Source organism: Paenibacillus oryzisoli, assembly GCF_001653565.1.
GTDB classification, from domain to species: domain Bacteria; phylum Bacillota; class Bacilli; order Paenibacillales; family NBRC-103111; genus Paenibacillus_E; species Paenibacillus_E oryzisoli.
Genome location: NZ_LYPB01000094.1, coordinates 24,024 through 50,203, shown reverse-complemented (window position 1 = coordinate 50,203; position 26,180 = coordinate 24,024). Strand labels below are relative to the sequence as shown.

Here is a 26,180-nt window from a genome sequence, read left to right as displayed (position 1 = left end):
ACGATATGGATGCTATTATAAAGAAAATAATTGAATTTCGCGATGAGAGAGATTGGAAGCAATTCCATAACGCTAAGGATTTAGCTATTTCGCTAACCTTGGAGGCAAGTGAACTACTTGAGAATTTCCAATGGAAAGAAAGCGGCGAAGCTGTAGATAGAAATAAAGAGCAGATACAAGATGAACTGGCTGATGTACTCATTTATGCCCTTATGATAGCTCATGAACTAGAGATTGACGTCGAACAAGCCATATCACATAAATTGAAGAAAAATGCCGAGAAGTATCCCATTGAGAAATTCAAAGGTACATCTAAGAAGTATACTGAGGAATGAGAATAGAGGGAGTTATTCTATGATTATTTATGAGGCTACCAAGGAAGAGTTTATGCATCATGTGACTGAGGATAGTATCGCGGTAAAAATTCATGATGTATTAGTAGAAAAGATTGGTGGAACTTCTGCTAGTGAGATTAACTCTTGGAATAATTCAATGAATTATATGTATAAAGTACTTAATACGACAGATATTCCAGATGATATTACAATTGCAATTGAGTATAAAGTTCCTGCTAACTCTAGAAGAATAGACTTCATACTCACTGGATTAGATGCAGATAATCAGAGTTCAGTCGTCATCATTGAGTTAAAACAATGGCAGAATTTAAGTAGTGTTGATAAAAAGGATGGCATTGTGCAAACGTATCTTGGTCGTCGTTTAAGGGAAACAACACATCCATCCTATCAGGCCTGGTCCTATGCCAAGTTAATCACAGAATATAATGAGTCGGTAAGGAACGAGCAAATCTCTATTTACCCTTGTGCTTATTTGCATAACTATGTGAAGCCAATCAATGATCCGCTAACTAATGAGCAGTACGAAAAATATGTTAGTGAAGCCCCCATTTTTACTAAAGGAGATGCCTTAAAGCTAAGGGGCTTTATTTCTCTTTATATTAAGAAAACTGATCGCAAGAAACTGTTGTATCTTATTGAACATGGGAAAATCAAACCATCAAAATCACTGCAAGACGCCTTAGTGGGAATGTTAGATGGCAATGATGAGTTTACGATGATCGACGAGCAAAAAGTCGTCTATGAAACAGCTATTCAAATGGCTGTTGAAGCTCAAACTAGCAATAAGAAGCAAGTGCTTATCGTTGAGGGAGGACCGGGAACTGGCAAATCTGTTCTTGGAATTAACCTTCTAGTTGAGCTCACTTCTCGCGGACTCTTATGTCAATATGTGACTAAAAACAGCGCACCTAGAGAAGTGTACACCAAGAAACTCCAAGGAAACCATAAGAAATCATATATCAATAATATGTTTAAGGGATCTGGCGTGTATTATGAATCATTACATAATGAACTTGATGTATTAATTGTGGATGAAGCACATAGGCTGAATGAAAAGTCAGGGCTTTTCAAGAATAAAGGCGAAAACCAAATGAAAGAAATCATTCATGCCTCTAAGTTTTCTGTCTTTTTTATCGATGAGTATCAAAAGATTTCAATCCATGATATAGGCAACAAGGAACATATAAAATGGTTTGCCGAAGAGTATGATGCAGAAATAATTGAGATGGAATTAGAATCGCAATTTCGCTGCAATGGTTCAGATGGTTATTTAGCTTGGTTGGATGATGTATTAGGCATTCGTAAAACAGCCAATTTTGATGGGTTTGATTTTGAATATGATTTTCAAATCTTCGATGACCCTAACGAACTCAGAAGACAAATAATTGAGAAGAATCAAATTGATAATAAAGCAAGAATTGTTGCAGGTTACTGTTGGGATTGGAAATCCAACGGGAAAAGTAATAGTGATATTCACGACATAGCTATTGCAGAGCATGATTTTAATATAAGTTGGAACTTGGATAATACGACAACGTGGGCTATTGATCCAGAATCGGTGGAACAAGCTGGCTGCATTCATACTTCACAAGGGCTTGAATTTAATTATGTTGGTGTCATTATCGGAGAAGACTTACGCTATGTGAATGGCGTATTAATAACAGATCCGTTTAAGCGTGCAAAGACGGATAAGTCACTTTCGGGATTTAAGAAAATGTATAAGGAAGACAAGGATCGTGCGATAGGAATAGCTGATCAGATCATTAAGAATACATATCGTACTTTAATGACTAGAGGGCAAAAGGGATGCTACGTTTACTGTGTGGACCCGGAGCTGAATGCCTATTTATCACAGAGGATGAAGAAGAAACAAGAGTTAGTGTACATGCCTTATACGGGGGGGTTGTTGCTAGCTGCTGAGGAGAGTATGGGATATCAGTCAATTATGGACAATACAGACTTATGATGCTTGGCCGCAGGACCTGCCGAGGTCATCCGACCTGACGTGATCGTGGTCTATCCGCCGCGCAAGGGCTGCAACTCGGCGCTGCTGGATTGGCTAAAAGCTGATTCCTGTGCTCATCAGGGGTCAGATTATTTTATTTTCGTTATTAGAATTATTTTGAACAATTAGGGTTTATAAGGTTATTATTGACGCTTGAGAAACGATAAGTTCATATATGCTATAATAAATGAAATGTTTAGTTGATTCTTAGTTGTAGGAAGGGTGAAAACATGAATCACATTAAAGATCTTCAAAAATTTATCAAACTCACAGGTGATCGAGCAAAACTGGATGCTAAGGCTAACGAGACATACATTGTTTATAAAAATGTAGAGGGTAAGATTGTAAAGGAATACAATGATGGTCATGTTATCCCGGTTACTGCGCAGGATCCCCCACATGCATGAATTATCACCGATTTTTTACATTTTTGCTGGGAACAACGGCAGTGGGAAAAGTACAATTCGGAACCTTATTGTTGATCGGCTCGGAATAAGTGTGAATATTGATCCAGATGCTCTAGCGAGGGGAATCGACTCGATGCATCCTGAAAGTCGCAAGATATCTGCAGGGAAAGAAGCCATTAAATTGGCCAAGGATTGTATTCGAAACAGACGGGATTTTTCAGTTGAAACTACACTGGCTGGAGGGAATGCCATTCGACTGATGCGTGATGCTAAGGCCAATGGGTTCGAAGTGACAATGTTTTATGTCGGTCTTGGCGATTATCATTTGAATCTTGAGAGAGTGGCAGTGCGGGTCAAAAATGGTGGACATCATATTCCATCTGAAGATATTATAAGGCGGCATCAAACATCGATTCAAAATTTACTATCTCATCTTGATTTAATTGATCATTTAATCATAATTGATAACAGTCTAGCCGAGGGAAGAATTATTTTGGGCGCCGACAATGGGTTAATAACGTATCGGTCTGATTCTATTCCTTCATGGATTGAATGTATTATACAAAGTATTGAACCTCAGAAAGAACAGCTCATATAGATAGGGCTGTTCTTTCTTTATTTAAAAGTCGGATTAATCTGATCTTAAATAGGTAATAACCTCCATTTAGGAGTTATGGCATAAACAGTCATTATCCCATAAACAGTCTGTATGAGAACCCACAAGTGGGGAAGTTTTTTTTCCAAGTTATTGGAATCTGTACAGAAACATAATTCACAGTAGCTCAGTATATATAGTTAAAACAAGAAAATGAAAGAGGTGAGCAGATGAAGAAGCTGGACGGCCTCTAACTTCCCCCAAGGAGGTTAGACCAATGAGCAGAAGTTATAAAAAATCACCAGTATGTACCGATCACACTTCTCCAGGAACCAGGTGGGCTAAGCGTCAAGCTGCCAAAGCTGTAAGACGACATGCAGGGAATGTCGAAAATGGCAGATCTTACAGAAAGTTATTTTGTTCCTGGAATATTTGTGATTATAGGTTTTATCAGTCAAAAGAAAAGGCCATTCTCGAGTGGGAAACGAATGCAAGACTTCAGTCAAAATTTTCGAAAGAAAGAATTCTTAGAAATTGGGAGAAATCCTATAAGAGAAAATAAGTAAGAAGCGTTGGCCAGGGAAGTGCCAACGCTTTTTGCGTATAATAAGTGTTTTTGGCTAAGTGGCCTATATTGGATAAATTCTTGGAAGAGATTATTTCCGAGGAGCTCAGGAGCACCCAATTTCAGGGTGTTTTTTCTATATTACAAATTGGAAGGATTTATGTAACTTATTGTAGAATTTATCCATTTAGAAGACTGCTAACCTACTTAAGATTGGAAAGGAATTACTTATGAATAACGAACTGTCTCAATTGGCAATTCAAAGTTTTGTTGCCCCATTTTATTTCATTGCCATGTGTATTGCACTATTTACATTTATAGGAGCATTACTTTATTATCGATTCTTAAGTAAGTGGTTACATGAGAAGCTTGCGACACTAGTCTGGTTCATTGGAGCTGTATTTATTCTATTTACAAGCTCCGAGAAATTTGATGAAATAAAGGTATTCGTTAAAGACTGGACTGTTACAGGAATGATTATAGGAATGATAATCTCAGCTGTCGCACTGGGTGTTGTAGTTGCCCTACTTCCTAGCAAGAAAAAGGGGAGAGTCAGAAAAACGAAAGTGAAATCTAGCAGCACCAAGGTGCAACGACCACACTCTTCTACACAAAATAGATCGGATCAAGAAATTTTAAGTAGCTCACTGGATAGCTTATCGGGAGCGGAGTTCGAACGATTGCTTGCGTTGTATTTTCGAGATAAAGGCTATGAGGTTAAGGAAGTTGGTATAGGCGGTAAGGATGGTGGCGTGGATCTTGTCATTATTGACCAACGTGGTGAGAAGACAGCCGTTCAAGCCAAATGCTATGCAAACCATAACACTGTTGGTGTACAAACTGTGCGGGAACTGGTCGGAGCTAAAAGGAATCATGATTGTATTTTATCGCTACTAGTTACTACTTCGGATTTAACGGAACCAGCGAAGAAAGAAGCTGAGCAATTCAAAGTTGATTATTGGCATGGGGCACTTGTCGAGCAGAAATTGAAATCATGGGAAAAATGGCAGCCAACAAATAAGAAGAAAAAGGCACAAGCAGTGAAGGATACAGTTCAAAACGAAGTGCAAAGATCTCAAGCGCAAGTCTCAGCTACCAAAGAAGCAATATGTACCTGTGGCTCTCCTATGGTTACGAGGAAAGGGAGAGAGGGGAAACCGTTCTTAGGTTGTTCCACATTTCCTAAGTGTAGGCAGACGAGATCTGTTTAATGATATAAAACTAATAAAGCCTACTCGAGTTTAGTCAGACTCAAGTAGGCTTATATTTTGTACGCGGAACTACCCATCTTCTTGCTCATCCTCGACAAGATCAATAATCTCCCGTATATCCTCAATATTCAAAGCTTCAGCAATCCTAACAATATGAGAAAAATTTACATTTTCCCTTTTCCCATTGGATAACTCACTTAATGCTGCATGTCTTACATCAGATAACCTAGATAATTCACGTAAGGATATCTTATGTTGTTTGGTTAGGTTCGCAATCTTAACCACTATTTTTTTTGCCATGTTTTGTAGAGCCACCTTTGAGGAAGCATAATTAATGTTGACTATACGCAATAACGTACCATATAATATTTCTATTGCTGGTACGCATATAAGTAACAATGAGGAGAGGATTGTTATTCAAGATATAGAGAGTAAATACGATGGATTTGCTGTAGAAGAAGATACACTCATTCAAAGAATCGGAGTATGTAACGACTGTATTGAAGTTATTTTAAAGTATGTATCTGATAAGGTAGATCCTATTCATATTCTAACGGCAGAAGATATTGTAACCGCGATTCATCAGATAGGTCAGGACCTAAATACTGAATTACTGCATATCAGGTTAGAAAAGAGTTTATTGGAAAGAAAGTTTAATTCACTTCAAACATAACTTGTTCGGAGAGATTAGGAGTATTCTACTCTCATCCTCATTTGGGAAACTATGGATAGCACGATAAAAGTTTAACAGCCAACGAAGGTTCACAAACCCTTCCTTGGCTGCTTTTATTTTGTATGCTCCATCTTCAACTGTGCCCCTTTACATTGCCCTACCGAGAAGTGAATCCAAACTCACCTTAGAATTAGATATCTCGAAGGTAGAACATTTAGTTTTAGTAACTTTTTAGAAGGGAATCCCGCAAATTATGTCGAATAAAAACGAAAGATGGATAATATTAGGTTAAAATGTAGTCCTAAGGAGGGGGGGTACATGAATAAAAACTGAAAAATAACGTCAGAGGATGGTTGTCAGCAATGGGATTAAAGGGGAAAGTTACTCGATTTGGAGGAAGATGGGTTTCACTGCTAGTATGCGTTATTTTAGCCTTCGGGGTGCTCATTCCGTTTGGGGGACAGCGAGCGTCGGCTTCGTTCATATTCGCACCGCTCGAAGGTGCCGTAGAGCAGTTAAATGGGGTGTTTGTACCCGATATAACGGAATACAACAACGATTTATATTTAACAGTGAAGTCTATAGGACAGGAAGGGGATGTAGTAAAGGTCTACAAGTATAACGGCTCGACATGGGTCGATATCTCTGGCTCAGGTCTTCAATCACCTTCAGAATACGTTAATGTCGTCATTAATTCTCACCCTAAACTGGTTGTACACGACGGCGCTTTATATGCCTACTGGTCAGAATATGAATTTGAATCCAAACTACGGGTGAAAAAGTACGAAAATAACAGTTGGTCATGGGCGGACGGCGGAGACCGATTGAACTACAACCCCGATGAATACGCAGATGGTGCATTTATGATAAGCTTTAACGGCGTTCTCCACGCATTTTGGGCTGAAACGAAGTCTGGCAGTTCCCAAATTCGCGCCAAAAAATTAGTGGGTGGTACCTGGGTATCTGCCGACGGCGGCGCATCGCTGGGCAGCACACTGGGCTATTTGCACGCCTCGATTTCTGCTGATGTTTATAATAACAAGTTATATGTAGGTTGGCTGCAAGATTTTACGCATGTTCGAGTCAAAAGTTTGGAGAGCAGCGGCTGGCAGTTTGTCGACAATGGCGGTCTTAGCGCAAGCCTCTTGGCGAATCCAAGCATACGGGCGACGGATAGCGGGCTTTTTGCGATCTGGGCGGACTCTGGGCGAATTAAGTCTCAAAAATACAATGGTTCCTCCTGGGCAGCTGCGGATAATGGTCTGAGTGACGGTCCAAGCGAAGGATATCCGGTCATGACCGCTTCAAATGGAACGTTATATGCATCTTATTTGAAAGGGAATAACGGTATCCTCTTAAAGCGGTACGACGGTTCCGAATGGGTAGCAGAAAGCGACGTATTGCCGATCTCTAACGCTCAATTTGATATGGCCATCCATAATAATGACATGTATTTCGCATATAGAAGTCAATCACTCAAAGTGCAATTCTACTCGTCAGAACTGCGAACCATTAGCCCGACTACGGCGGAATTTGATAAAAATCTGCCAGAGCCTGTTGCGGTGACGTTGTCGGCGAACGGATTAGGATTGACAAGTATCACGGATGATACTACACCTCTTGTATCGGGAACGGATTATACGGTAAATGGGAAAACAGTGACGATTAATAGCTCGTACTTGAACCAGCTGCCGCTTGGAACTAAGACGCTGACGTTCAATTTTGGCATCAGTACGCCTCGGACGCTGACGCTATCGATTATCGATACGTCCGGCCCGCAAAACAGCAAGATTACGCCGGAATCCGGCACATTTGATAAAAACATTACGCTGCAGTCGCCGTTAAGCATAACGATGGCTACCTATGGAAATACACTGGACAACATCTCCGATGGATCGACCGCTCTAGTCTCGGGAGAACAGTACAGCGTCAATAGCAACACAGTCACGCTGAACAGCACGTACTTGGCGAGCTTGCCGCACGGCACGAAGACGCTGACGTTCAATTTCAGCGCTGGTGCGCCGCAGACCTATACGATCACGGTGGTTGATTCGACCGTTATTCCAGCTCCGGACGCTCCAGTGCTGCAGTCGGCAGTACCGGCTGACCGGCAAGTGACTTTGGGATGGAGCCCAGTAAGCGGAGCGACAGGATACAACTTGTACCAAGCAGCAGCATCGGGTACGTACGAAAGCGCCACGCCGATTACCGTATCAGGCGAGGTGTATAGCTATACGTTCAGTGGATTGACGAACGAAACCACATATTACTACATCGTGAAAGCGACGAACAGCTCGGGTGAAAGCTTGGCATCGAATGAACTGAACGCTCGGCCGTTTAGCCCTGTCGATAATTCGACAGGTACTGGCGGCAGTACGCCGGATACCGGCGTAATCGTACTCGTGAACGGCAAAGCCGAGCAAATCGGCACGGCGTCGATGACGACGGTGGATGGGCAGAAGGTCACTACGGTCGCCATCGACCCAGTTAAGCTGGAAGAGCGGTTGAACACAGCCGGACCAAAAGCAATCATTACGATCCCTATCACGACAACATCGGATGTAGTGGTAGGTGAGCTGAACGGGCAAATGATCAGCAATTTGGAGAAGAAGCAAGCGATACTCGAGATCAAAACCGACGGTGCTACGTACATGATTCCAGCTGAGCAGATCGATATCGATGCGATCTTGGCACAGTATGGACAAGACGTGAAGCTGTCAGATATCAAGATCCAGATCGAAATCGCCAAACCTTCGACGTTGGAAGAATCAATCGTACCGAACGCAGCGAAAGCGGAAGAATTCAGCATCGTGCTGCCACCGTTGAAGTTTACGGTTCGCGGTATCTACAACGGCAATTCGTTTGAGATTTCCAAGTTCGACTCGTATGTGGAGCGTACGATCGCGATCCCAGACGATGTAGACGCATCGAAGATTACGACAGCGATTGTCGTAGACCCGCAAGGCGTAACGCGCCATGTGCCAACGCAGGTCGTGAAGATTGATGGCAAATATTACGCCATAGTCAACAGCTTGACGAACAGCCTTTATACGCTGATCTATCATCCGATTACATTTAAAGATGTAGAGACGCACTGGGCGCAGGAAGCTGTCAATAATCTGGGTTCGCGGATGATCGTGAATGGAGTGGGCAACGGCTTGTTTAACCCGAATCAAAGCATGACTCGTGTGGAATTTGCAGCGGCCATGGTAAGGGCGCTCGGATTGAAGTTGGAAAACAGCGCTACATCGCCGTTCAAAGATGTGAAGAGCAGTGATTGGTTTAGCGGAGCTGTGCAGACGGCACATTCATATGGCTTGATTAGCGGATTCGAGGACGGTACGTTCCGTCCGCAAGAGAGCATTACACGCGAGCAGGCCATGGTCGTGATCGCCCAGGCGATGAAGATTACGAAGCTGAAACCAGTAACCGCTTGGACGCCATCGGTGAGCGACTTCACAGACAGCGCCATGCTGGCGGACTGGGCGGCGAGTAGTGTCACGGATATGCTGAAAGCCGGACTCGTGACTGGCCGCGACGGCAGCAATCTGGCGCCGAAAGAGGCAGTGTCCCGCGCGGAGATATCAACGCTTGTGCAGCGCCTGCTGCAAATGTCAGGGTTGATTAACTGAATGAGATGAAGCAGTTGTAGTCTGGGTTGTCCATTTATCGTCATCTGGCGATAGACGGGCAGCCCTTTTTTATTAGTGAAAATTTTAATGAAATTGTGTTGATGTTGATGGAATTGTTCTAGAATGATTGAAGCAATACCTTTGAATCGCTATTTGCTAGACGATCCCTAACAGAAAAAGGGACTTGTACAACAAGCCCTAATTATGTATTCTTAACCCCGGATCAATGTGACCTTAAACACACTTCCTGACTCGGAACTTGTCTCCAGTTCAACGGTCCCCTGGAATAATGCAAGTAAATGGCGGACTATCGACAGACCAAGACCAGCCCCGCCATGCCTACGCGCCCGAGATGAGTCGATTCGATAAAACCGCTCAAAAACCAGTTCCCTGGATGTAGGAGATATTCCCTTCCCCGTATCCGAAACCCGAACCACAACCCGTTCATCTTCATGCAAAACCTGCAGCGTAACGCTCCCATTTGGCCGATTATACCGGATAGCGTTGTCCAGCAGGTTTCGAAAGACCAGGAATAAGAAGCTTTCTTCCCCCTTAACCGAACCAGAGAAGGGCTCCGTCAGATGAAGCGTCACTCCGTATTTGACTGCCATCGGTTCCATAAATGAAGTTGCATCTGCAAGAATGGTGGCAAGCTCTACAACATTGTGCTCATCATGCGTCCGATCGTACGTTCCGTCAGCCAGCAGTAGCAAATCCTCCGTTAATGACTCTAGTCGCGAAAGCGTCCGCTCCGTTGTCTCCCTGTAATCTCTCCATTCACTTGGATCAATACCAGTGCTGTCTCCGGCCACTTCAAGATTCGTGCGCAGGATGGAAAGTGGTGTTCTTAATTCATGCGCGGCGGCGGAAACAAACCGAGCCTGCTGTTTAAAAGAGTGTTCCAAACCATCTAGCATCGTATTAAATGCGGTCCCGAGCTTCTTCAATTCATCATGTAGTTGGTCAATCTCTAATCGATTGTGCAGGGTGGTTGCCGTTATACCTGCAGCGGTTTCGCTCATCCGTTTCACAGGCTTCAGGATAATCACTGCGAGCCATTGCGCGCTGAGAACCATGCCTGCTAAAGCTACAAGCAAGCTTATGATTCGCCCCTGTATCTCTGATACAATCCTGTAAGCGGAGAAAAAAGACTCTATAGCTGCATATAGAATAATCATTATCGCCAAAAAAAGAATAGCAAACAGCGTCAATCTTGAACGCAGTGAAAGACGGTTCCATCGTCTCATTTCGTTTCCTCTTTCTTTTCAGCTGTGCGCAGAGCCCATTTATATCCATAACCTTGAACGGTTTGAATATACCTTTCTCCTGCCTCTGGATCATGGTGCGAGAGCTTTCTGCGCAAGGAATTGATGTGAACCCGGACCGTTGAGGTAAGTGGGTCCGCATGGATATCCCAAACGTGCTCAAGAAGCCTTTCAGATGAAATGACCTCGCCGGGATGCAGCATCAGATATTCGAGCAAACCGAATTCTTTTTTCGTCAATGAAATAAGCACATTCTCGAACCAGACTTCCTTCGTTTTCGAATCAAGGGTAAGCTGCTCGAACTGCAAGACAGGGCTTTTCACGGAAGAACTCCGGCGAAGGAGCGCCCGTATGCGGGCAAGCAATTCATTGAACACAAAGGGTTTGCGGAGGTAGTCGTCTGCACCTGAATCGAGCCCTTCTTCCACCTCGTCCGGATGGCTGCGCGCTGTCAACATGAGGATAAAAACATCGTTATGGTGTGATGACTGGCGAATTCGTTGACAAAGTGAAATGCCATCCAGCTCCGGAAGGTTGATGTCGAGGAGAATCACATCATATTCATTGGTATCTGCCAACTCCCATCCTGTAAGCCCATCAACAGCGCTGTCCACTGCATAACCTTCCCGCTTTAAGCCCTTGGCTAATGCACGTGAAAGGTCCTCCTCATCTTCAACAATGAGGATTCGCATAATACCACTCCCTTCCTTTTATGACAATAGCATACCACTCCCATTTTTGCGATGCGAGATGCGAGGATAATAATCGCTTCTTTCGGAGCTTACTTAACAAGGATTTAACAGCTCGACCCTTATAATCAAAGCATATCTTCCTTTTGCATGGAGGGTGTTTAACAGAATGAAAAGAAGGAGGAGTTCCTTTGTTAATTGAGGTTGTATCAGCTGGACCGGGGTGTTCGATTTGTCAAAAAGCGTTAAAGCTAGTTAAGCAAGTAGCGGTGGAATTTCCGCAAATTGAGATTCGCGAGTTACATGTGGTCGAACAGTTTGAACGTCTCCAGGAATTGAACATTTTCAGCGCTGGAGCGATTCTCATCAATGGGAAAGCTGAATTTGGCTCTTTACCTTCATTGCCTAAGCTTCGTGATCGTGTATTCGAATTGCTCAATTAGGAAGAAAATCTACTAGATCAAAGGAGAAACTAATGGAAGATTTATATCATTTTACGATTACAGGCGGAATTTCCGGCCCTACCTATATCCTTGTGTTCGTCGTTGGAATCGTGAGCGCGGTTTTGGCATGCTATTTGCCTGTGCTTGCCATGTTTGCGGGTTATGTCCAGAGAGGAGCAGCCGGTGATAAAAGAAAGGCCATTCGGATATCCATCAACTTTATCTTGGGTATGGTTGTCACTTCACTGATAACTGGTTTGATATTCGCTTTGCTCGGCCAACAGTTCCTGCCCTTTGTTGAGAAATATCGTTTACTAAACTGGGTTCCGCCCCTCTTTGACATATTGGCTGGGCTGCAGTTGCTGGGTGTCATTTCATTCGCAATGCCAACTTTCCAAAAGCCCTTGAGCCGCCCAGAAGGCCCACAAGGCACCGTGGCCGCTTTCAGACTAGGGATTCCTTATGGACTTGTCATTTCGCCCTGTGCAATTCCCATCTTTTTTGCTCTAATTAGCTATATTGCACTTCAGGGAAGTCCGCTTCACGGAGCGTTGCTCATGACTACTTATACGTTAGGGAAGGGCGTGGTACTCGCAGCTGTTGCAGTCTTTTCCATTACTATTCTACGCAAATTGGCAAAATGGGGCGGTCCTGTAAAAAAAATTGCGGGCTACCTCTCAATCGTAATTGGTATTGTTTTTTTGATTATTGGGTTTATTAAATAATTGCCTTGGAAAACTGCTTCGTGTGCTGATACACTTGGAACAAGACAGGTGTCCACATTGGAAAACTAAGAATGAGTGAGAACACTGAAGAATTTATTGTTATATATAATAGGAGGAGAATTATTCATGTCATTAAATCAAACGCTAGAAGAAATGAAACAACAGTTTATCGCCCATTCGCCAGCAGAAGTTCAGGCTGCGATGTTTCGTTCGATCCGAGAGCAACAGGAGTCGGGAGTACAATACGGCCTGCAGGAAGGGCAGAAGGCGAAGGACTTTACGCTGAAAAACTCGATGGGCGTCCCCATTCACTTGTACGATGAATTGGCCAAAGGTCCTGTCGTTCTCACCTTCTACCGTGGCGGCTGGTGCCCGTACTGCAACTCGCAGCTCCGGGCATATCAGAGAGTGCTGCCGGAGATTGAAGCGCTAGGTGCCAGGCTCATCGCCGTTAGCCCACAAAGCCCAGATAACACGCTTTCCCATCAGGAGAAGGAAGAACTGCAGTTCCAAGTACTGAGCGATACGAACGGTCTAGTGGCCGCCTTTTACAATATTCTGTACGACGTACCGTCTTACATTCAGGAGACCATGACGAACCTGTTCAAGCTGAATCTTGCAGAATATAACGCAACTGAGAGGTGGATACTCCCTATTCCTTCCACATTCATGATCGACGAGTCTGGCATTATCCGTTCCGCGTACGTCAACCCAGATTTTATGAAGCGTTTGGAGCCAGAGGATATTCTGGTTGAGTTAAGAAAGTTGTGAGCTGCTATCGACTCGAATTTAGACGAAGACCCATGCGACGAAGACGCATGGGTCTTCGTCTGTTAAGACTTATAGAGTTCGCTTCACATAGTAGAGTTTTATTTTGCCGAAAAATGATCCTTTTAAATACACTCCCCCAACATCCGCCAAAATCCCCCTCACTTCTCCCATATCTCCCCATTTACACAATCTTATCCCCTTTTAACATTTCGATCACAATTTTTTAAACCTCTGATAACACAATTCAAATCACGAACACAACCCTCTAAATTTGATCACAATGTTTAACACTTTGAAAACAGACAATTGCACTTTCCTGTCGTACCATGGCAATAGACAGAAGAACTCAGCAAATTATTGAAGGTGAATAGGATGGGCAAGTGGCTCAAATTGTTGGTGAGATTAGGTCTTGTGCTCGTGATTGTAGCTGGTGCGTTTTATTATTGGCTGCGTCCGCTTCTGGTCAGAATTGAAAGTACGACGCTGGCTGACGGCATACATGTGAAGTTTAAGACACAAGGAATGAATGTTGAAGAATACACGAATGATGCCTGGCAGCCATATTTCGCCAAGGGAATTAATATGGGGGCGACGATCCCCGGACATTATCCAGGTGAACTGGCCATTTCCGAAGATGAGTATGAGAGATGGTTTGGCATGATTCAGGACATGGGAGCGAATGTGATTCGGGTGTATACGATTATGATGCCCGAGTTTTACGAGGCGCTCTCCAAGTACAACATGAAACATCAGAAGGATCCGCTGTTCTTCCTTCAGGGCGTATGGAGCCCCGAGGAACAACTGATTGAAGGGCAGGATGCCTTCGATCCCAAGATCAAGGAGAAATTCGAGCAAGAGATTAAAGACGCGGTTGCGGCGGTTTATGGCAAAACCACGCTCACACCCGAGCCTCACTCGGGCAAAGCGGGCGGTGCCTATAAATATAATGCAGGTCCATATCTCATGGGCTGGATTGTTGGGACGGAATGGGATCCCAAGATGGTGAAGGGGACCAATGAATTGCATGCGGACACCCCGGACTACGCGGGGAAATACTTCAGCAGTACACCGGGAGCGAACGCTTTTGAGAAGTGGCTGGCCTTGATGGTCGACACGGCGGCGCAAACGGAGATTCAGTATGGTTGGCAGCATCCTATGGCCTTCGCCAATTGGGTAACGACAGATCCGATTGCGCATCCGGGCGAACCGCTCGTTGAAGAGGATATGGTCAGTGTCGATCCAACGCATATTGAGGCGGTGAATTGGGAAGCGGGCTATTTTGCCTCGTATCATGTGTATCCATACTATCCAGATTTCTTCGCCTTTGATAAGTCGTTCCAGGAAATGACCAATAGCAAGGGGGAGCCGGATAGTTACTATACCTACCTGAATAAGTTAAAGGCAGCGCACTCGAATATGCCGGTGATGGTCACTGAATACGGCGTACCGGCTTCCTTAGGTGTAGCCCACTTAGGCACGCTTGGCCGCAATCAAGGTGGTCATAGCGAGAAGGGGCAGGGAGAGATCGATGTAGAATTACTCGGGCAGATTCACGATTCTGGCTATGCAGGTGCAATTTTGTTCACATGGCAGGATGAATGGTTCAAGAAGACGTGGAACACACAACGCTACGATGAAGCGGATCGCCGGGCGTACTGGTATAACACGCTGACGAATGAGTCTTTCTTCGGGGTGCTCGGCATGTTCCCGGGCAAAGACGAAGCGATTCACATTGATGGGGACGCTGCGGATTGGGACAAATTGAAGGATAAGACGAAGCTCGATATACAAGCTTCCGGCTTTGAGGAGATCTGGGCCACGCATGACGAGGGTTACCTTTACTTGGAAGCGAAGCTTTCTGAGCCGTTCGACCCATCGACGGAAAGCATCAATTTCGGGGTAGATACGCTGCCTGGCGGCAATCGACATGGACCAGAGCTTCACGGCATGGTGCTTGATGAAGGGTTGGAAACATTAATTCAGCTGTCAGATGACACTCGAAGCCGCATGACGATTGCTTCCAATTACGATATTCATGCGCGGCTTTATGAGCGTGCCGGACTGCCGGCGGTCGATCCGAAGGAGAAGTTGGATGATTCGGGGATTTTCAAACCTTGGAAGCTAGCAGTCAATTATCTGCTGGAATATCCCGACTCCCGGGTGAACCACCCTTTCGGGGATGTGGAGGTTGGCATTTTAGAAAGAGGCTACAGCGATCCAGCGCGTCCCGATTACAATTCGAAGACGATGTGGCAGGTTCAAGGGCAGGTGCTCGAAATCCGCATCCCGTGGATGCTGCTGGGATTCAGCGATCCAAGCTCTTTGAGCGTTATCAACTACACTCAGCCAAACAAAAATAAATTTGAAATGACGCACGTGAAAGGCGTTCGCCTAGTTCCTTGGATTGTAAAGCAAAACCAAATCGTCGGTCAGGAAAACTCGGCTACGGCGAAGCAAGTAGCAGTGTCCGCTATGCCGCTATACACCTGGCAGGGCTGGGAGGATAAGGTGAACTACGTGGAACGGCCGAAACAAAGTTACTACATGTTGAAAGAGGCGTTGCATAAGATCAATGGCCCCATAACGACTAACGATTAACCGGGGAGCTGAAAATGAGGAGAGTGCAGGCGTGTACACCAATCTGAATGCAGCCATACAAGCGTTATATATTATTTTGGCTTTTAATCTCATCTGTGTGGTTATCATTTATGCCATTAAGGTGCGAAGTATTAGAAGGAGAAGGATGAACGATCGATTCCAGACGAAGTTCAAGGATTATCTGACGTATGTGCAAGCTAATCTGGATGGGGTGGAGCCGTTAAGGGTTCCTCCCTGGACGATGAACGCGGTGGAAAGAGAGGCCATGCAGGAGAAGCTGAATGATATGATGGAAATTTTCTCCGGCGAACAGCGACATAAGCTGGTGCAATTATGTCTAGATCTAGGGCTTGTGAAGTACCATCAGGAGCGATTTAAGGGCCGATCTTATCGGGTAAAGCTGGATGCTGCCTATCATTTGGGATGCATGCGGGTGAAGGAGGCAGTTCCGGGATTACTAGACATGTTGCAGAAGCATCCGCTCGATTCGTCGCTGTTTGTCGTCGCCCGAGCGGTCGCTAAGTGTGCCTGCAGCCAGCAAGAGCTCCAAGCCATGGTTGAGATTCTACTTGGGCACAACAAGAAGTACTATGAGCTGATTGTGAATATAATCGCCGATTCGGACGTGGATGCCGGTTCGTTGTACACGGGCTATGTAAGTCATAAGAATCCGGCTTACATTCGAATTGGGCTCATTGGACTGAATGTCTACACCGATCCAGCAGCGGCCTCTGCGGTCTACCGTCTCATGGATGCCGAGCAAGAGGACATTCAGCTTAAAGCGGTGGATTTGTACCTGAAAAGCTCCCGTCTGCTGCCTAGAAATATCGTTAGCAAGCTGCTGAATCATTCCAATCTGAGCATTCGCCAATTAACGATAGAGGCTTTGGCTGATATGAAGAACACAGCTTACGTCGAGCTGATGACCTTCAGTCTGAACGACCCCGATCAACGCATTGTGTATGCGTCAGGCAAGGGGCTGCTTCGTATGGGCGAAGAGGGTATGGTGGCGCTTTGTGAAAGTGCGGCAGCTATCCAAGTCACCGAACGCGGTCAGTTTATGCTGCAGCTGATTGAGGATGAGATCAAGCATCTGTCTATGGGGCTGCACAATTGGAATAAGCTCATGCAATATAACACACTGATGTATACCTATGACAAAATATTTCACAAATCCAAACGTATTTATCGTGTCGTATAGGAGGGTTGCGTAAACATGTGGGTTTTCGGATATCAAGTAATTTGGGATTCATTCCTGAATGGATTAAGGGATTTTCTGCTCTATTACAGCTACGCCGCGCTCTTTTACGTTGTTCTCGTCACATTGCTCTATTATTTTATCTTCGGCTTTTCGATTCGGCATATATTCTCGATCAAGCGGGGAATTCAATACAATCGGATCAATAAGCTATCCAGTTCCAGTCAGCTCCCGCCGGTTTCCCTCTTGGTGCCGGCCTATAACGAGGAGTTAACGATCATTGAGAACGTCAGGTCGCTGCTCGCGCTCAATTATGCCGAATATGAGGTGATTGTCGTCAACGACGGTTCACAGGATGGGACTTTGACATGCATGCTTGAAGAATTCAAGATGGAACTCATTCATCCGGTGCTTTCCAGCTCCATTAAAACCGGAAAAGTCAGAGGCGTGTACCATAATCCCGAGTATCCCAATCTATATTTTATAGATAAAGTAAATGGCGGGAAGGCCGATTCGCTAAACGCAGGCATTAACCTCTCCCATTATGCGTTAATCTCAACGATTGATGCAGACTCTTTGCTTGAAAAGGATGCCTTAACACGGATTGCCCGGGTGTACATGGAGAACCCTGAGGAGACGATCGCCGTTGGGGGTAATGTTCGTATCGTGAACAGTTGCAAGGTGGAAGACGGTATTGTGAAGGATGTTCAGTTTCCTCGCAAGCTGCTGCCGGCACTGCAACACGTTGAATATACGAAAGCTTTCCTAGGCGGCAGGATTGGCTGGAGCGCTGTCAATGGCCTCATTATTATCTCAGGAGCCTTCGGCGTGTTTCAAAAGAAGATGGTCATCGCCGTTGGCGGTTACCGTGGGGGCTACCCCGGTGAGGACATGAACATTGTCATTAAGCTTCACCGTCACTGTTTGGAGAACAAAATCCCGTACCGGGTAGCCTTCTGCCCCGATGCGGTCTGTTGGACGCAAGCCCCTGATTCGTACCGAATCTTAAGCAGCCAGCGCAAGCGCTGGGGGCGGGGGAATCTGAAGAACATGATTGAGGAAGGGATTCACATGGTGCTGCGCCCGAAATACAAAATTTTCGGCATGCTGACACTTCCCTATAACATTATTTTCGAAACCTTGAATCCGTATTTCCGTCTCAGTGGTCTGTTGGCGATATTGGGCTACTGGATGCTAAATATGACAGATTGGCACACCGTTGTGATCTTTTCATTAGTTAATTTATTTTCCTGCTTTGCCTTAAGTCTGGGGGCCCTGTTTATTGAAGAGACGGCCTTCAGCCGATATCCCAAGCTTAGTGATTTGAGCAAAATGATCTTGTTTTCGCTCTTGATGTTTGCGGGGTATCGGCAAATCGGTGTTTGGTGGAGGTTAAACGGGCATGTCCAATTCCTGCGAAATAACAACTCGTGGGGAACGATGGTCCGCACCAACTTTAATAAATAAAATACGAAACAAAGACAAGAGGAGTGGAGAAGATGGCTGTATTAGCGCATGATCCGATTCAAGAAGCAATTTTGCAAGTCGCAGAAAAAGTTCAGGCTTCCTATGAAAGGGGTGCTCCGTACGGGATGATCCTTGCGCCATGCGCAGTGGTGGGCCAGAGGGTACTGGATCAGATGCAATCCTATGTGAGTGGCTTTGAGCCCAATGTACCTCTTCAATGCTTCTACTTGGATGGGAGCGGCCTTCTTGGGATCGTTCTTTCTGGGCAAAAACTGATTAACACCCACTATGCATCGCTCGTGCTCAAAGAGTTCCTTGAACAACAAGGTGTGCTTGAAGGTCAGATGGTCGTCGCTAGTTTCCCTGAGAGCGGAGAGTTGACGGAACAATCGATGTCACAGATGCTTCATACAACACTCCAAGGAAAAGGGGAGAGCAGAGATATCCACCTTTTCATGAATCATGGGGCTCAGCAAGGCATTACTTCCATTCTTATTGCCGATCCGGACGAAGTGAGCAGAGAGTTCGTCAAGCTGCGGTTGGAGATAGGCGGTTACAAGGTAGAAGAGGCTAAGGATGGCAGTGAAGCACTTGAGAAATTTGAGAAATCAATGCCAGACTTGGTGATCACGGAGCTGAACCTCCCCATTCTTGACGGCTACCAGTTGATTGACAAGATTCAGCGGGAGCATGGCGGCGAAGGACAAGTTATCGTTCTAACAGATAAGCAGCTGCCCAAAAGCATGGATCGTGCCTTCGAATTAGGCGCATCCGATTATGTGACGAAGCCTTTCTCCATTTCGGAGTTGGAGTGGCGAATCAAGAAGCTAGTTCCCCGTCTCGGCTAATAAATCAGGAAACATAGGAGGGAGATTCATCATGAACACATATAACCAATTAAAATATAAATTTCAGGCAAAAACAGCAGAAATCGGGGTCATCGGCCTCGGCTATGTAGGACTACCTCTCTGCATGGAGATGGCGAAGGGCGGGTTTACCGTATACGGTATCGACCTCGATTTCCGGAAGGTAGAGTCCCTTCAAAACGGTCAATCGTATATTCAAGACGTTCCGAACGAAGAGGTGGCGAAAGCGATCGAGTCTGGACGGTTTATTCCGACCGATGACTACCATACGGTTCAGAGGCTAGATGCAATCTCCATCTGCGTACCGACGCCACTTAGTGAAAACCAGGATCCCGATACCTCTTATATTCAGAGTGTTGTCCGGGAAATTAAGAAAAATCTCAAGCGCGGAGCTTTGATCATCTTAGAGAGCACCACGTATCCCGGAACGACGGAAGAGCTTATCCAGTACGAGCTGGAAGCGCAGGGACTTAAGGTAGGGAAGGATTTCTTCCTCTGCTTCTCGCCGGAGCGGGTTGATCCAGGTAATCCCAAATTCAACACTTATAATACGCCTAAGGTAATCGGCGGTACGACGGAATCGTGTATCGATCTCGGTGTTACGTTATACGGCCATGTCGTGAAAGACGTCGTACCCGTTTCCTCACCGAAAGTAGCGGAGATGTCCAAGCTGCTGGAGAATACGTTCCGCAGTATTAACATTGCGTTCATTAACGAAATGGCTATGATGTGCGACAAAATGGACATTGATGTCTGGGAGGTTATTAAGGCGGCGTCGACGAAGCCGTTTGGCTTCATGCCGTTCCATCCAGGACCTGGTATCGGTGGTCACTGCATTCCGCTGGATCCGATGTATTTATCGTGGAAGGCCAAGGAATTCCGTTTTTATAGTAAGTTTATCGAATTGGCGCAATCCATTAATGATAATATGCCGGAATATGTTCGGTATAAAGCTTCGCAGGTTCTCAATATGTATGCCAAATCCATTCGGAATTCGAAGATTCTTATTCTAGGCATGGCGTATAAGCCGGATGTGGATGATCTTCGTGAATCACCAGGACTAGAGCTGTATGAGCTTCTTCGGGAGAGCGGAGCGCAAGTGGACTATTACGATCCCCATGCCGTTTCATTTCTCGATAAAGAAGGGGATACGGTGCACTCTGTGAATTACGATCTGTCCACTTTTGCCGACTATGATTGCATGGTGTTGATCACGAATCACCGCATCTTCAATAACCGTGAGCTAGCGGAGCTTGATGTGCCGATTATTGATACGCGCAACGCGTTTGTAGATATTCAAAGGGACAATATTTATAAATTGGGAACGGGTATTCGTCAGCAAGAAGTAAGGCTCGCAGTTGGCGTATAGACTTAGTTTAGAAGAGAGAGGAGTAACTAACGATGTGTGGCATTGTGGGATATATTGGAAAGCGAGATGTGCAGCCGATTCTACTGAACGGATTAAGCAAGCTGGAGTATAGAGGGTATGATTCTGCAGGGATCGCGGTCTTGGTGCAAGATCAGCTCAAGGTTAGTAAGGCGGAAGGACGTCTGGCTAATTTATCGGGTCAGTTGGATAAGCAGCCGTTGAAAGGATCAATTGGTATTGGGCATACGCGCTGGGCGACGCATGGCCGACCGTCGGATGTCAACTCCCATCCCCATACGGATATGTCGGGTAAGTTCACGGTCGTGCATAACGGCATCGTGGAAAACTATATGGAACTCAAGCAAGAATTGGAGGACAAAGGTGTCACCTTTACTTCAGAGACCGACACTGAGGTGATTGCTCACTTGCTTGCTGAGCATTACGAAGGCGATATTTACACCGCTATGCTTGCGGTTATTCAGAGACTGCAAGGGGCCTATTCCCTTGGTGTCATGACGGAATATGAGCCGGATAAACTTGTTGCAGTCAGACAAGCGAGTCCGTTAGTTATTGGCGTGGGTCAGGGTGAATACTTCATGGCTTCAGACATCTCTGCGCTTATTGAGCATACGCGTGAGGTCTATATTCTGGAGGATGGCGATTTGGCCATCCTTACACATGGCGGTATCTCCATTACGAAGATCGAGACTGGGCTGCCGGCGACATGTAAGCTGATGCATATCGATTGGAGTGCCGATCAGGTGGAGAAGGGACCGTTCGAGCATTTCATGCTGAAGGAAATTCACGAACAGCCGTTAACGCTGCGGGGTACCATGCTTGGGCGCATCAATGATGGCAACCAAGTGAGTTTCCCGGAATTGGCACATGCAGCAGGAGCCTTTCAACAGGTGGATAAAATCTTTATCGTGGCTTGCGGCACCGCCTATCATGCTGGCCTTGTCGGGGGCACGGTTCTTGAGAAGCTGACGCGAATCCCGGTGCAGTGCGATATCGCATCGGAATTCCGATATCGGGACCCGATCGTCACGGACCGAACGCTCGTCATCGTCGTGAGCCAATCTGGGGAGACGGCGGATACGCTTGCTGCGCTGCAGGAGAGCAGAAGGCAAGGCGCCAAAGTATTGGCTATTACGAATGTACCCACCAGCTCAGTTGCGCGAGATGCGGACTATGTCATCGCGACGAAGGCTGGTCCGGAAATTGCGGTAGCGTCGACCAAAGCGTATACTGCTCAGTTGCTTGCTTTCTATTTGTTCGGCATTTACTTGGCACAGGAAAGACAGACGCTGTCTGCCGAGCTTCACGCGGAGTTGATCAAAGGCTTGAAATCACTTCCTGTGCAGGTAGAGAAGCTGCTGGAGAATGCGAACCAAGTGAAGTTGTATGCAGAATCGATTAAGGATGCCGAGAGTCTATTCTTTATCGGAAGAGGCTTGGATTACGCCGTTGCGCTTGAAGGGTCTCTCAAACTGAAAGAAATCTCTTACATCCACTCGGAGGCTTATGCAGCCGGAGAGCTCAAGCATGGCACATTGGCGCTGATCGAGAAGGATACGCCAGTGATTGCGCTGGCTACACAGATGGATCTGTACGAGAAAACAGTGAGCAATATTAAAGAAGTCAAGGCACGCGGAGCACACGTCATGGGGATCACAGTAGAAGGCAATGTAGGGCTGCTCAACGCGGTCGATGAAATCTGCTTTATCCCGCCGTCCCATGGGCTCTTGGCACCGATATTGGCCGTGGTACCGCTGCAGTTAATTTCCTATTACGCCTCCTTGGCGTTAGAGAACGATATTGATAAACCGCGCAACTTAGCCAAAAGCGTGACGGTAGAATAACCAGAATAACCAACCCGAAGGGAGCTGAATCACTTACATGGAAGCATTCGCTATTCTGTTAGGAGCAGGAAAAGGCACACGGATGAAGTCGGAACTCCCCAAAGTGCTTCATCCTGTCGGCGGCATACCGATGATCGGCCGTTTGGTGGACAAGCTGGAAGCGATGCCGATTACCCGAATTGTGGCCGTGATCGGCCATCGGGGAGATCTGGTGAAGAGTTGCTTGGGAACGCGGGTTACCTATGCTCATCAGGAGAATCAACTGGGAACGGCACACGCCGTTCTTCAGGCGGAGCGGCTGCTATATAATCGCAGCGGCTCGACCTTGGTGCTGACTGGCGATACGCCGCTCATCCGGCAATCGACCATCGAGCGGCTGCTGGCGGCTCAGCGAGCACAAGCAAGCGCGGGTGTGGTGTTGACCGCGATTGTGAAGGATCCAACCGGCTATGGCCGAATTATTCGAGATGCTGCAAGCGGTGAAGTGGTCGATATCATTGAAGAGAAAGATGCGACGCCTGAGCAGAGAGCGATTAACGAAATTAACACAGGGATTTTCTGTTTTGATAATGAAAGCTTGTTCCAAGCCCTCCCTGGCATTACGAATCACAATGCGCAGGGGGAGTACTACTTGACCGATATCGTGAAGGTGATGCGGCAGCGTGGTATTTCCAGTGGCGAGAAGCGATTCGAGGCGATAATCCTTGAGGATGAGGCAGAGGTGATGGGGATTAATACCCCGGAACAATTGGAGGAAGCCAATCGGGCCTTTTATGAACACATGGGGATATTCGCCTAACAAGCCATAGGGAGGAGTGTTGATATGGGAGCTATTTTCGGTACGGATGGCGTTAGAGGTGTGGCCAACCGTGAGTTAACGCCAGAGCTGGCTTATGAACTAGGGCTAATTGTTGGCTATATGCTAATGCGCAGCTGTGAGGGGAATCGGCCGACCGTCGCCATAGGGCGGGATACCCGCATCTCGGGGCACATGCTAGAAGCAGCTCTGTCTGCTGGGTTATTATCCGCCGGGGCTGATGTTGTAAGACTAGGCGTCCTACCGACGCCAGGTGTGGCTTATGTCACACGGCAGTCAGGCCTGGACGCAGGGGTAATGATCTCTGCCTCTCATAATCCGGTGGAGGATAACGGGATCAAATTTTTTGCAAGGGACGGTTTCAAAATGCCGGATGCCTGGGAAGCGGAAGTCGAGAGCCGCTTGCAGGGTGACGAGCATCGGAGTTCCCGCCCTACGGGAGCGGGGATTGGCACGCTGCGTGATGATCCGCAAGGCGCACAAGACTATCTGAGCTATTTGAAGTCGACAGCTGCGATGCCGCTGTTAGGCTGTAGAATCGTGCTCGATTGTGCCAACGGGGCTGCTTCCGTGTTAGCTCCGCAGTTGTTCGCCGAGTTGGGTGCGGAGACCATTCTCATGCATCATCAGCCAGATGGTTTAAATATTAATCTGGATTGCGGATCGACGCATCCAGAGCAACTGCGCAAGGCTGTGCTGGACCATCAGGCACATGGGGGACTTTCGTTCGACGGTGATGCTGACCGGCTGATTGCAGTTGATGAGCGGGGTGAAATACTGGATGGGGATCACATCCTCTATATCCTTGCAGCTCATCTGGCCAAGCAGGGACGGCTGCATCAGAACACTGTCGTTTCTACTGTCATGAGCAACCTTGGTTTTCATCAAGCGCTGCATACCATCGGTCTTGATTCGTTGAAGAGCAAGGTCGGAGACCGGCATGTCATGGAAACGATGCGCAGTGGCGGGTACAACTTGGGCGGTGAGTCATCTGGGCATATCATTCTTCTGGATAATTCCACGACAGGGGATGGTATGTTATCCGCCCTTCAGCTGTTGCAGGTGATGATTCAAGAAGGCAAGCCTTTGTCTGAGCTCGTATCGCCAGTCGTCAAATTCCCTCAGTTGGTTGTTAATGTACGCGTAATGAATAAATACAAGCTGGAAGGCAATCGTCGTATTGATGCCGTCATCCGCCAGGTGGAGAGTGAGATGGCCGGCCGCGGTCGTGTGCTCGTGCGGCCCTCAGGCACGGAATCACTGGTGCGGGTGATGGCAGAAGGACCGGATGAACGGGAATTGTCCGGTTATGTGGAAGGTATTGTAGAGGTGGTCAAGGAAGAGCTTGAATATAGCGTGGTTTAATCTATTAGTTCCTATGAGAAAGACGATTGTCTGCTTGATTTTTATTCAATTGGTAGTAAGTGTTCCTTTGTTTTTCCCGGTGTACTCGCTGGACACTGGGCTTGGCGTGGAGGTCAATGGGGAGAAGATCGTCTTTGCAGATACGCAGCCCTACATTGATGAGACGACAGGCAGTACGATGGTGCCGGTAAGGGAGATTGCTGAGAAGTTGGGTGCTGAAGTGGGATGGAATCGTTCCTTGGAGCAGGTAACCTTTCGCAGTAAACACGCCACATCATTATTGACCATCGGACAAAAAGTTGCAATTGTGGACGGCAAGCAGGTGGAAATAGACGCTCCGGCTGTCTTAAGAAATGACCGAACCATGGTTCCGCTGAGAGCGGTCAGTGAAAGCCTCGGAGCAGATGTTGATTGGGTGGGAGAACAAAATTTGGTACTGATTACTTCGGCGGACAAAGCGCAAAGGTCTACTTGGATCTGGGATAGCAAGCTGATTGAGACGGATGGCGAGCGCGTTCTCCAGTTTGCGGTGAACCAGAAGCTGACGTCGCTTTATCTCCGCTACGAAAAAACGTATCCGAGTCAGGATGTTTACCGAAATTTCATCCGCAGGGCGAATGAGCTGGGCATCAAGGTGGAGGCGCTGGCAGGCCAATCGGATTGGATCTATGAGTATAACCATATCTATATCCGGCAGTGGATCGCAGCGGTTACGCAATATAACGCTTCGGTAGGCGCTCTAGAGCGCTTCCAGGGTTTTCATTTCGATATTGAACCCTACACCTTGGAGATGTGGAAGACCAATCAGACCTTGGTGCTCGAACAGTGGATGAATACGATCAGACTCATTGAATCCCAAGTGAAGAGCTCGGATCGCAACATGACGATGGCTTTCGATATTCCCTTTTGGATCAACAGCAGTAAGGTTCCCGGATCTAATTACTCCTTTAGCGCGTGGCTGCTTGAGAAAGCGGATAGCGTCGTCATTATGGCTTATCGGAATAAGGCACTCGGCAGCAATGGTATCATTGCCAGAGCCAAATCCATCATTTTAGAGGCAGCAACGCTGAAGAAACAGGCGGTCATTGCCGTGGATACGTTGCCTAGCAAGGAAGCCGATTACACGACCTTCTATACGTCGAATTCTTCGCTTATGGAGTCGGAATTGAAACAGGTCAAGGCAAGCCTCTCCCTTTATCCGAGCTATATCGGCATCGCTGTCCATGATTACGTGAGATGGATCGAACTATTGAACGCTAATCGTTAAACGGGTTCGATGAACAAGAAGGAGGAGGATGCAA

The 26,180-nt window shown here is 46.5% G+C and carries 23 protein-coding genes; 20 read left to right on the top strand and 3 right to left on the bottom strand.

Translation table 11 applies throughout. The features are described 5' to 3' along the window. Window positions 1–5: 5 nt before the first annotated feature. The 6 genes from A8708_RS33600 to A8708_RS33580 all read left to right on the top strand — a co-directional run bounded on the left by A8708_RS33600 (window position 6) and on the right by A8708_RS33580 (window position 5,139). Window positions 6–335, top strand: coding sequence for a nucleotide pyrophosphohydrolase (locus A8708_RS33600; RefSeq protein WP_068671271.1), 330 nt, complete (start codon window positions 6–8; stop codon window positions 333–335). Between the two features lie 19 nt (window positions 336–354). Further along, a complete protein-coding gene (locus A8708_RS33595) occupies window positions 355–2,322 on the top strand; it encodes a DUF2075 domain-containing protein (RefSeq protein WP_068671269.1) in 1,968 nt (655 codons plus the stop codon). 269 nt (window positions 2,323–2,591) lie between these two features. Next, window positions 2,592–2,768 (top strand): hypothetical protein, encoded by a 177-nt coding sequence (locus A8708_RS35970; RefSeq protein WP_167355953.1) that lies wholly within the window; start codon window positions 2,592–2,594, stop codon window positions 2,766–2,768. Further along, complete coding sequence (locus tag A8708_RS33590; protein WP_068671267.1) at window positions 2,761–3,366, top strand: zeta toxin family protein; 606 nt, start codon at window positions 2,761–2,763, stop codon at window positions 3,364–3,366. The genes A8708_RS35970 and A8708_RS33590 overlap by 8 nt, the downstream gene beginning before the upstream one ends. A 274-nt stretch (window positions 3,367–3,640) precedes the next feature. Beyond that, window positions 3,641–3,925, top strand: coding sequence for a hypothetical protein (locus A8708_RS33585; protein ID WP_068671265.1), 285 nt, complete (start codon window positions 3,641–3,643; stop codon window positions 3,923–3,925). A 233-nt stretch (window positions 3,926–4,158) separates the two neighbouring features. After that, window positions 4,159–5,139: a restriction endonuclease gene (locus A8708_RS33580; RefSeq protein ID WP_239696929.1), complete on the top strand. Its 981-nt coding sequence runs from the start codon at window positions 4,159–4,161 to the stop codon at window positions 5,137–5,139. A gap of 69 nt (window positions 5,140–5,208) precedes the next feature. Here A8708_RS33580 and A8708_RS33575 read toward each other — a convergent pair whose 3' ends face one another. Beyond that, window positions 5,209–5,439, bottom strand: coding sequence for a helix-turn-helix domain-containing protein (locus A8708_RS33575; RefSeq protein ID WP_068671263.1), 231 nt, complete (start codon window positions 5,437–5,439; stop codon window positions 5,209–5,211). Window positions 5,440–5,473: 34 nt separating this feature from the next. Here A8708_RS33575 and A8708_RS33570 point away from each other — a divergent pair, with 34 nt between their 5' ends. Continuing rightward, window positions 5,474–5,812, top strand: coding sequence for a hypothetical protein (locus A8708_RS33570; protein ID WP_239696928.1), 339 nt, complete (start codon window positions 5,474–5,476; stop codon window positions 5,810–5,812). Window positions 5,813–6,174: 362 nt separating this feature from the next. Next, window positions 6,175–9,444, top strand: a complete 3,270-nt coding sequence (locus A8708_RS33565; RefSeq protein ID WP_068671261.1) for a X2-like carbohydrate binding domain-containing protein — start codon at window positions 6,175–6,177, stop codon at window positions 9,442–9,444. Window positions 9,445–9,656: 212 nt separating this feature from the next. On the opposite strand, the gene A8708_RS33560 is transcribed toward A8708_RS33565, so the two are convergent. Both A8708_RS33560 and A8708_RS33555 read right to left on the bottom strand, forming a co-directional pair. Then, the gene (locus A8708_RS33560) at window positions 9,657–10,691 is read right to left on the bottom strand and encodes a sensor histidine kinase (RefSeq protein WP_068671259.1); all 1,035 of its coding nucleotides are present in this window, start codon (window positions 10,689–10,691) and stop codon (window positions 9,657–9,659) included. Beyond that, complete coding sequence (locus tag A8708_RS33555) at window positions 10,688–11,401, bottom strand: response regulator transcription factor (RefSeq protein ID WP_068671257.1); 714 nt, start codon at window positions 11,399–11,401, stop codon at window positions 10,688–10,690. Before A8708_RS33555 ends, A8708_RS33560 begins: the two co-directional genes overlap by 4 nt. Window positions 11,402–11,589: 188 nt before the next feature. Here A8708_RS33555 and A8708_RS33550 point away from each other — a divergent pair, with 188 nt between their 5' ends. The 12 genes from A8708_RS33550 to A8708_RS33495 all read left to right on the top strand — a co-directional run bounded on the left by A8708_RS33550 (window position 11,590) and on the right by A8708_RS33495 (window position 26,146). Next, window positions 11,590–11,841 (top strand): thioredoxin family protein, encoded by a 252-nt coding sequence (locus A8708_RS33550; protein ID WP_068671256.1) that lies wholly within the window; start codon window positions 11,590–11,592, stop codon window positions 11,839–11,841. Between the two features lie 32 nt (window positions 11,842–11,873). Further along, window positions 11,874–12,566 carry a cytochrome c biogenesis CcdA family protein gene (locus A8708_RS33545; protein WP_068671254.1) on the top strand — a complete coding sequence of 231 codons (693 nt, stop codon included), beginning with the start codon at window positions 11,874–11,876 and terminating at the stop codon, window positions 12,564–12,566. Window positions 12,567–12,692: 126 nt separating this feature from the next. Then, on the top strand, window positions 12,693–13,337 hold the full coding sequence (locus A8708_RS33540; protein WP_068671252.1) for a peroxiredoxin-like family protein: 645 nt from the start codon (window positions 12,693–12,695) through the stop codon (window positions 13,335–13,337). A gap of 372 nt (window positions 13,338–13,709) precedes the next feature. Then, window positions 13,710–15,935: a hypothetical protein gene (locus A8708_RS33535; protein WP_068671250.1), complete on the top strand. Its 2,226-nt coding sequence runs from the start codon at window positions 13,710–13,712 to the stop codon at window positions 15,933–15,935. A gap of 31 nt (window positions 15,936–15,966) precedes the next feature. Next, complete coding sequence (locus A8708_RS33530) at window positions 15,967–17,136, top strand: HEAT repeat domain-containing protein (protein WP_068671248.1); 1,170 nt, start codon at window positions 15,967–15,969, stop codon at window positions 17,134–17,136. A gap of 15 nt (window positions 17,137–17,151) precedes the next feature. Next, window positions 17,152–18,600 carry a glycosyltransferase family 2 protein gene (locus A8708_RS33525; protein ID WP_068671246.1) on the top strand — a complete coding sequence of 483 codons (1,449 nt, stop codon included), beginning with the start codon at window positions 17,152–17,154 and terminating at the stop codon, window positions 18,598–18,600. A gap of 32 nt (window positions 18,601–18,632) precedes the next feature. Beyond that, window positions 18,633–19,448: a response regulator transcription factor gene (locus A8708_RS33520; RefSeq protein WP_068671244.1), complete on the top strand. Its 816-nt coding sequence runs from the start codon at window positions 18,633–18,635 to the stop codon at window positions 19,446–19,448. 31 nt (window positions 19,449–19,479) lie between these two features. After that, on the top strand, window positions 19,480–20,835 hold the full coding sequence (locus A8708_RS33515; RefSeq protein WP_068671242.1) for a nucleotide sugar dehydrogenase: 1,356 nt from the start codon (window positions 19,480–19,482) through the stop codon (window positions 20,833–20,835). Window positions 20,836–20,867: 32 nt separating this feature from the next. Beyond that, window positions 20,868–22,697 carry a glutamine--fructose-6-phosphate transaminase (isomerizing) gene (glmS, locus tag A8708_RS33510; protein WP_068671240.1) on the top strand — a complete coding sequence of 610 codons (1,830 nt, stop codon included), beginning with the start codon at window positions 20,868–20,870 and terminating at the stop codon, window positions 22,695–22,697. Between the two features lie 37 nt (window positions 22,698–22,734). Beyond that, a complete protein-coding gene (locus A8708_RS33505; RefSeq protein WP_068671238.1) occupies window positions 22,735–23,496 on the top strand; it encodes a sugar phosphate nucleotidyltransferase in 762 nt (253 codons plus the stop codon). A 24-nt stretch (window positions 23,497–23,520) separates the two neighbouring features. Beyond that, window positions 23,521–24,879 carry a phosphoglucosamine mutase gene (glmM, locus tag A8708_RS33500; protein WP_068671236.1) on the top strand — a complete coding sequence of 453 codons (1,359 nt, stop codon included), beginning with the start codon at window positions 23,521–23,523 and terminating at the stop codon, window positions 24,877–24,879. Then, window positions 24,860–26,146 carry a copper amine oxidase N-terminal domain-containing protein gene (locus A8708_RS33495; protein WP_082927976.1) on the top strand — a complete coding sequence of 429 codons (1,287 nt, stop codon included), beginning with the start codon at window positions 24,860–24,862 and terminating at the stop codon, window positions 26,144–26,146. The genes glmM and A8708_RS33495 overlap by 20 nt, the downstream gene beginning before the upstream one ends. Window positions 26,147–26,180 lie beyond the last annotated feature (34 nt).

What these genes read in the sequence shown, in the direction of transcription:
- glmS (WP_068671240.1), top strand. Translation starts at nt 20,868, where the DNA reads ATGTGTGGCATTGTGGGATATATTGGAAAGCGAGATGTGCAGCCGATT.
- A8708_RS33565 (WP_068671261.1), top strand. Translation starts at nt 6,175, where the DNA reads ATGGGATTAAAGGGGAAAGTTACTCGATTTGGAGGAAGATGGGTTTCA.
- A8708_RS33555 (WP_068671257.1), bottom strand. Translation starts at nt 11,401, where the DNA reads ATGCGAATCCTCATTGTTGAAGATGAGGAGGACCTTTCACGTGCATTA.
- A8708_RS33590 (WP_068671267.1), top strand. Translation starts at nt 2,761, where the DNA reads ATGCATGAATTATCACCGATTTTTTACATTTTTGCTGGGAACAACGGC.
- A8708_RS33585 (WP_068671265.1), top strand. Translation starts at nt 3,641, where the DNA reads ATGAGCAGAAGTTATAAAAAATCACCAGTATGTACCGATCACACTTCT.
- A8708_RS33525 (WP_068671246.1), top strand. Translation starts at nt 17,152, where the DNA reads ATGTGGGTTTTCGGATATCAAGTAATTTGGGATTCATTCCTGAATGGA.
- A8708_RS35970 (WP_167355953.1), top strand. Translation starts at nt 2,592, where the DNA reads ATGAATCACATTAAAGATCTTCAAAAATTTATCAAACTCACAGGTGAT.
- A8708_RS33595 (WP_068671269.1), top strand. Translation starts at nt 355, where the DNA reads ATGATTATTTATGAGGCTACCAAGGAAGAGTTTATGCATCATGTGACT.
- A8708_RS33600 (WP_068671271.1), top strand. Translation starts at nt 6, where the DNA reads ATGGATGCTATTATAAAGAAAATAATTGAATTTCGCGATGAGAGAGAT.
- A8708_RS33580 (WP_239696929.1), top strand. Translation starts at nt 4,159, where the DNA reads ATGAATAACGAACTGTCTCAATTGGCAATTCAAAGTTTTGTTGCCCCA.
- A8708_RS33575 (WP_068671263.1), bottom strand. Translation starts at nt 5,439, where the DNA reads ATGGCAAAAAAAATAGTGGTTAAGATTGCGAACCTAACCAAACAACAT.
- A8708_RS33560 (WP_068671259.1), bottom strand. Translation starts at nt 10,691, where the DNA reads ATGAGACGATGGAACCGTCTTTCACTGCGTTCAAGATTGACGCTGTTT.
- A8708_RS33570 (WP_239696928.1), top strand. Translation starts at nt 5,474, where the DNA reads ATGTTGACTATACGCAATAACGTACCATATAATATTTCTATTGCTGGT.
- A8708_RS33540 (WP_068671252.1), top strand. Translation starts at nt 12,693, where the DNA reads ATGTCATTAAATCAAACGCTAGAAGAAATGAAACAACAGTTTATCGCC.
- glmM (WP_068671236.1), top strand. Translation starts at nt 23,521, where the DNA reads ATGGGAGCTATTTTCGGTACGGATGGCGTTAGAGGTGTGGCCAACCGT.
- A8708_RS33535 (WP_068671250.1), top strand. Translation starts at nt 13,710, where the DNA reads ATGGGCAAGTGGCTCAAATTGTTGGTGAGATTAGGTCTTGTGCTCGTG.
- A8708_RS33520 (WP_068671244.1), top strand. Translation starts at nt 18,633, where the DNA reads ATGGCTGTATTAGCGCATGATCCGATTCAAGAAGCAATTTTGCAAGTC.
- A8708_RS33515 (WP_068671242.1), top strand. Translation starts at nt 19,480, where the DNA reads ATGAACACATATAACCAATTAAAATATAAATTTCAGGCAAAAACAGCA.
- A8708_RS33545 (WP_068671254.1), top strand. Translation starts at nt 11,874, where the DNA reads ATGGAAGATTTATATCATTTTACGATTACAGGCGGAATTTCCGGCCCT.
- A8708_RS33505 (WP_068671238.1), top strand. Translation starts at nt 22,735, where the DNA reads ATGGAAGCATTCGCTATTCTGTTAGGAGCAGGAAAAGGCACACGGATG.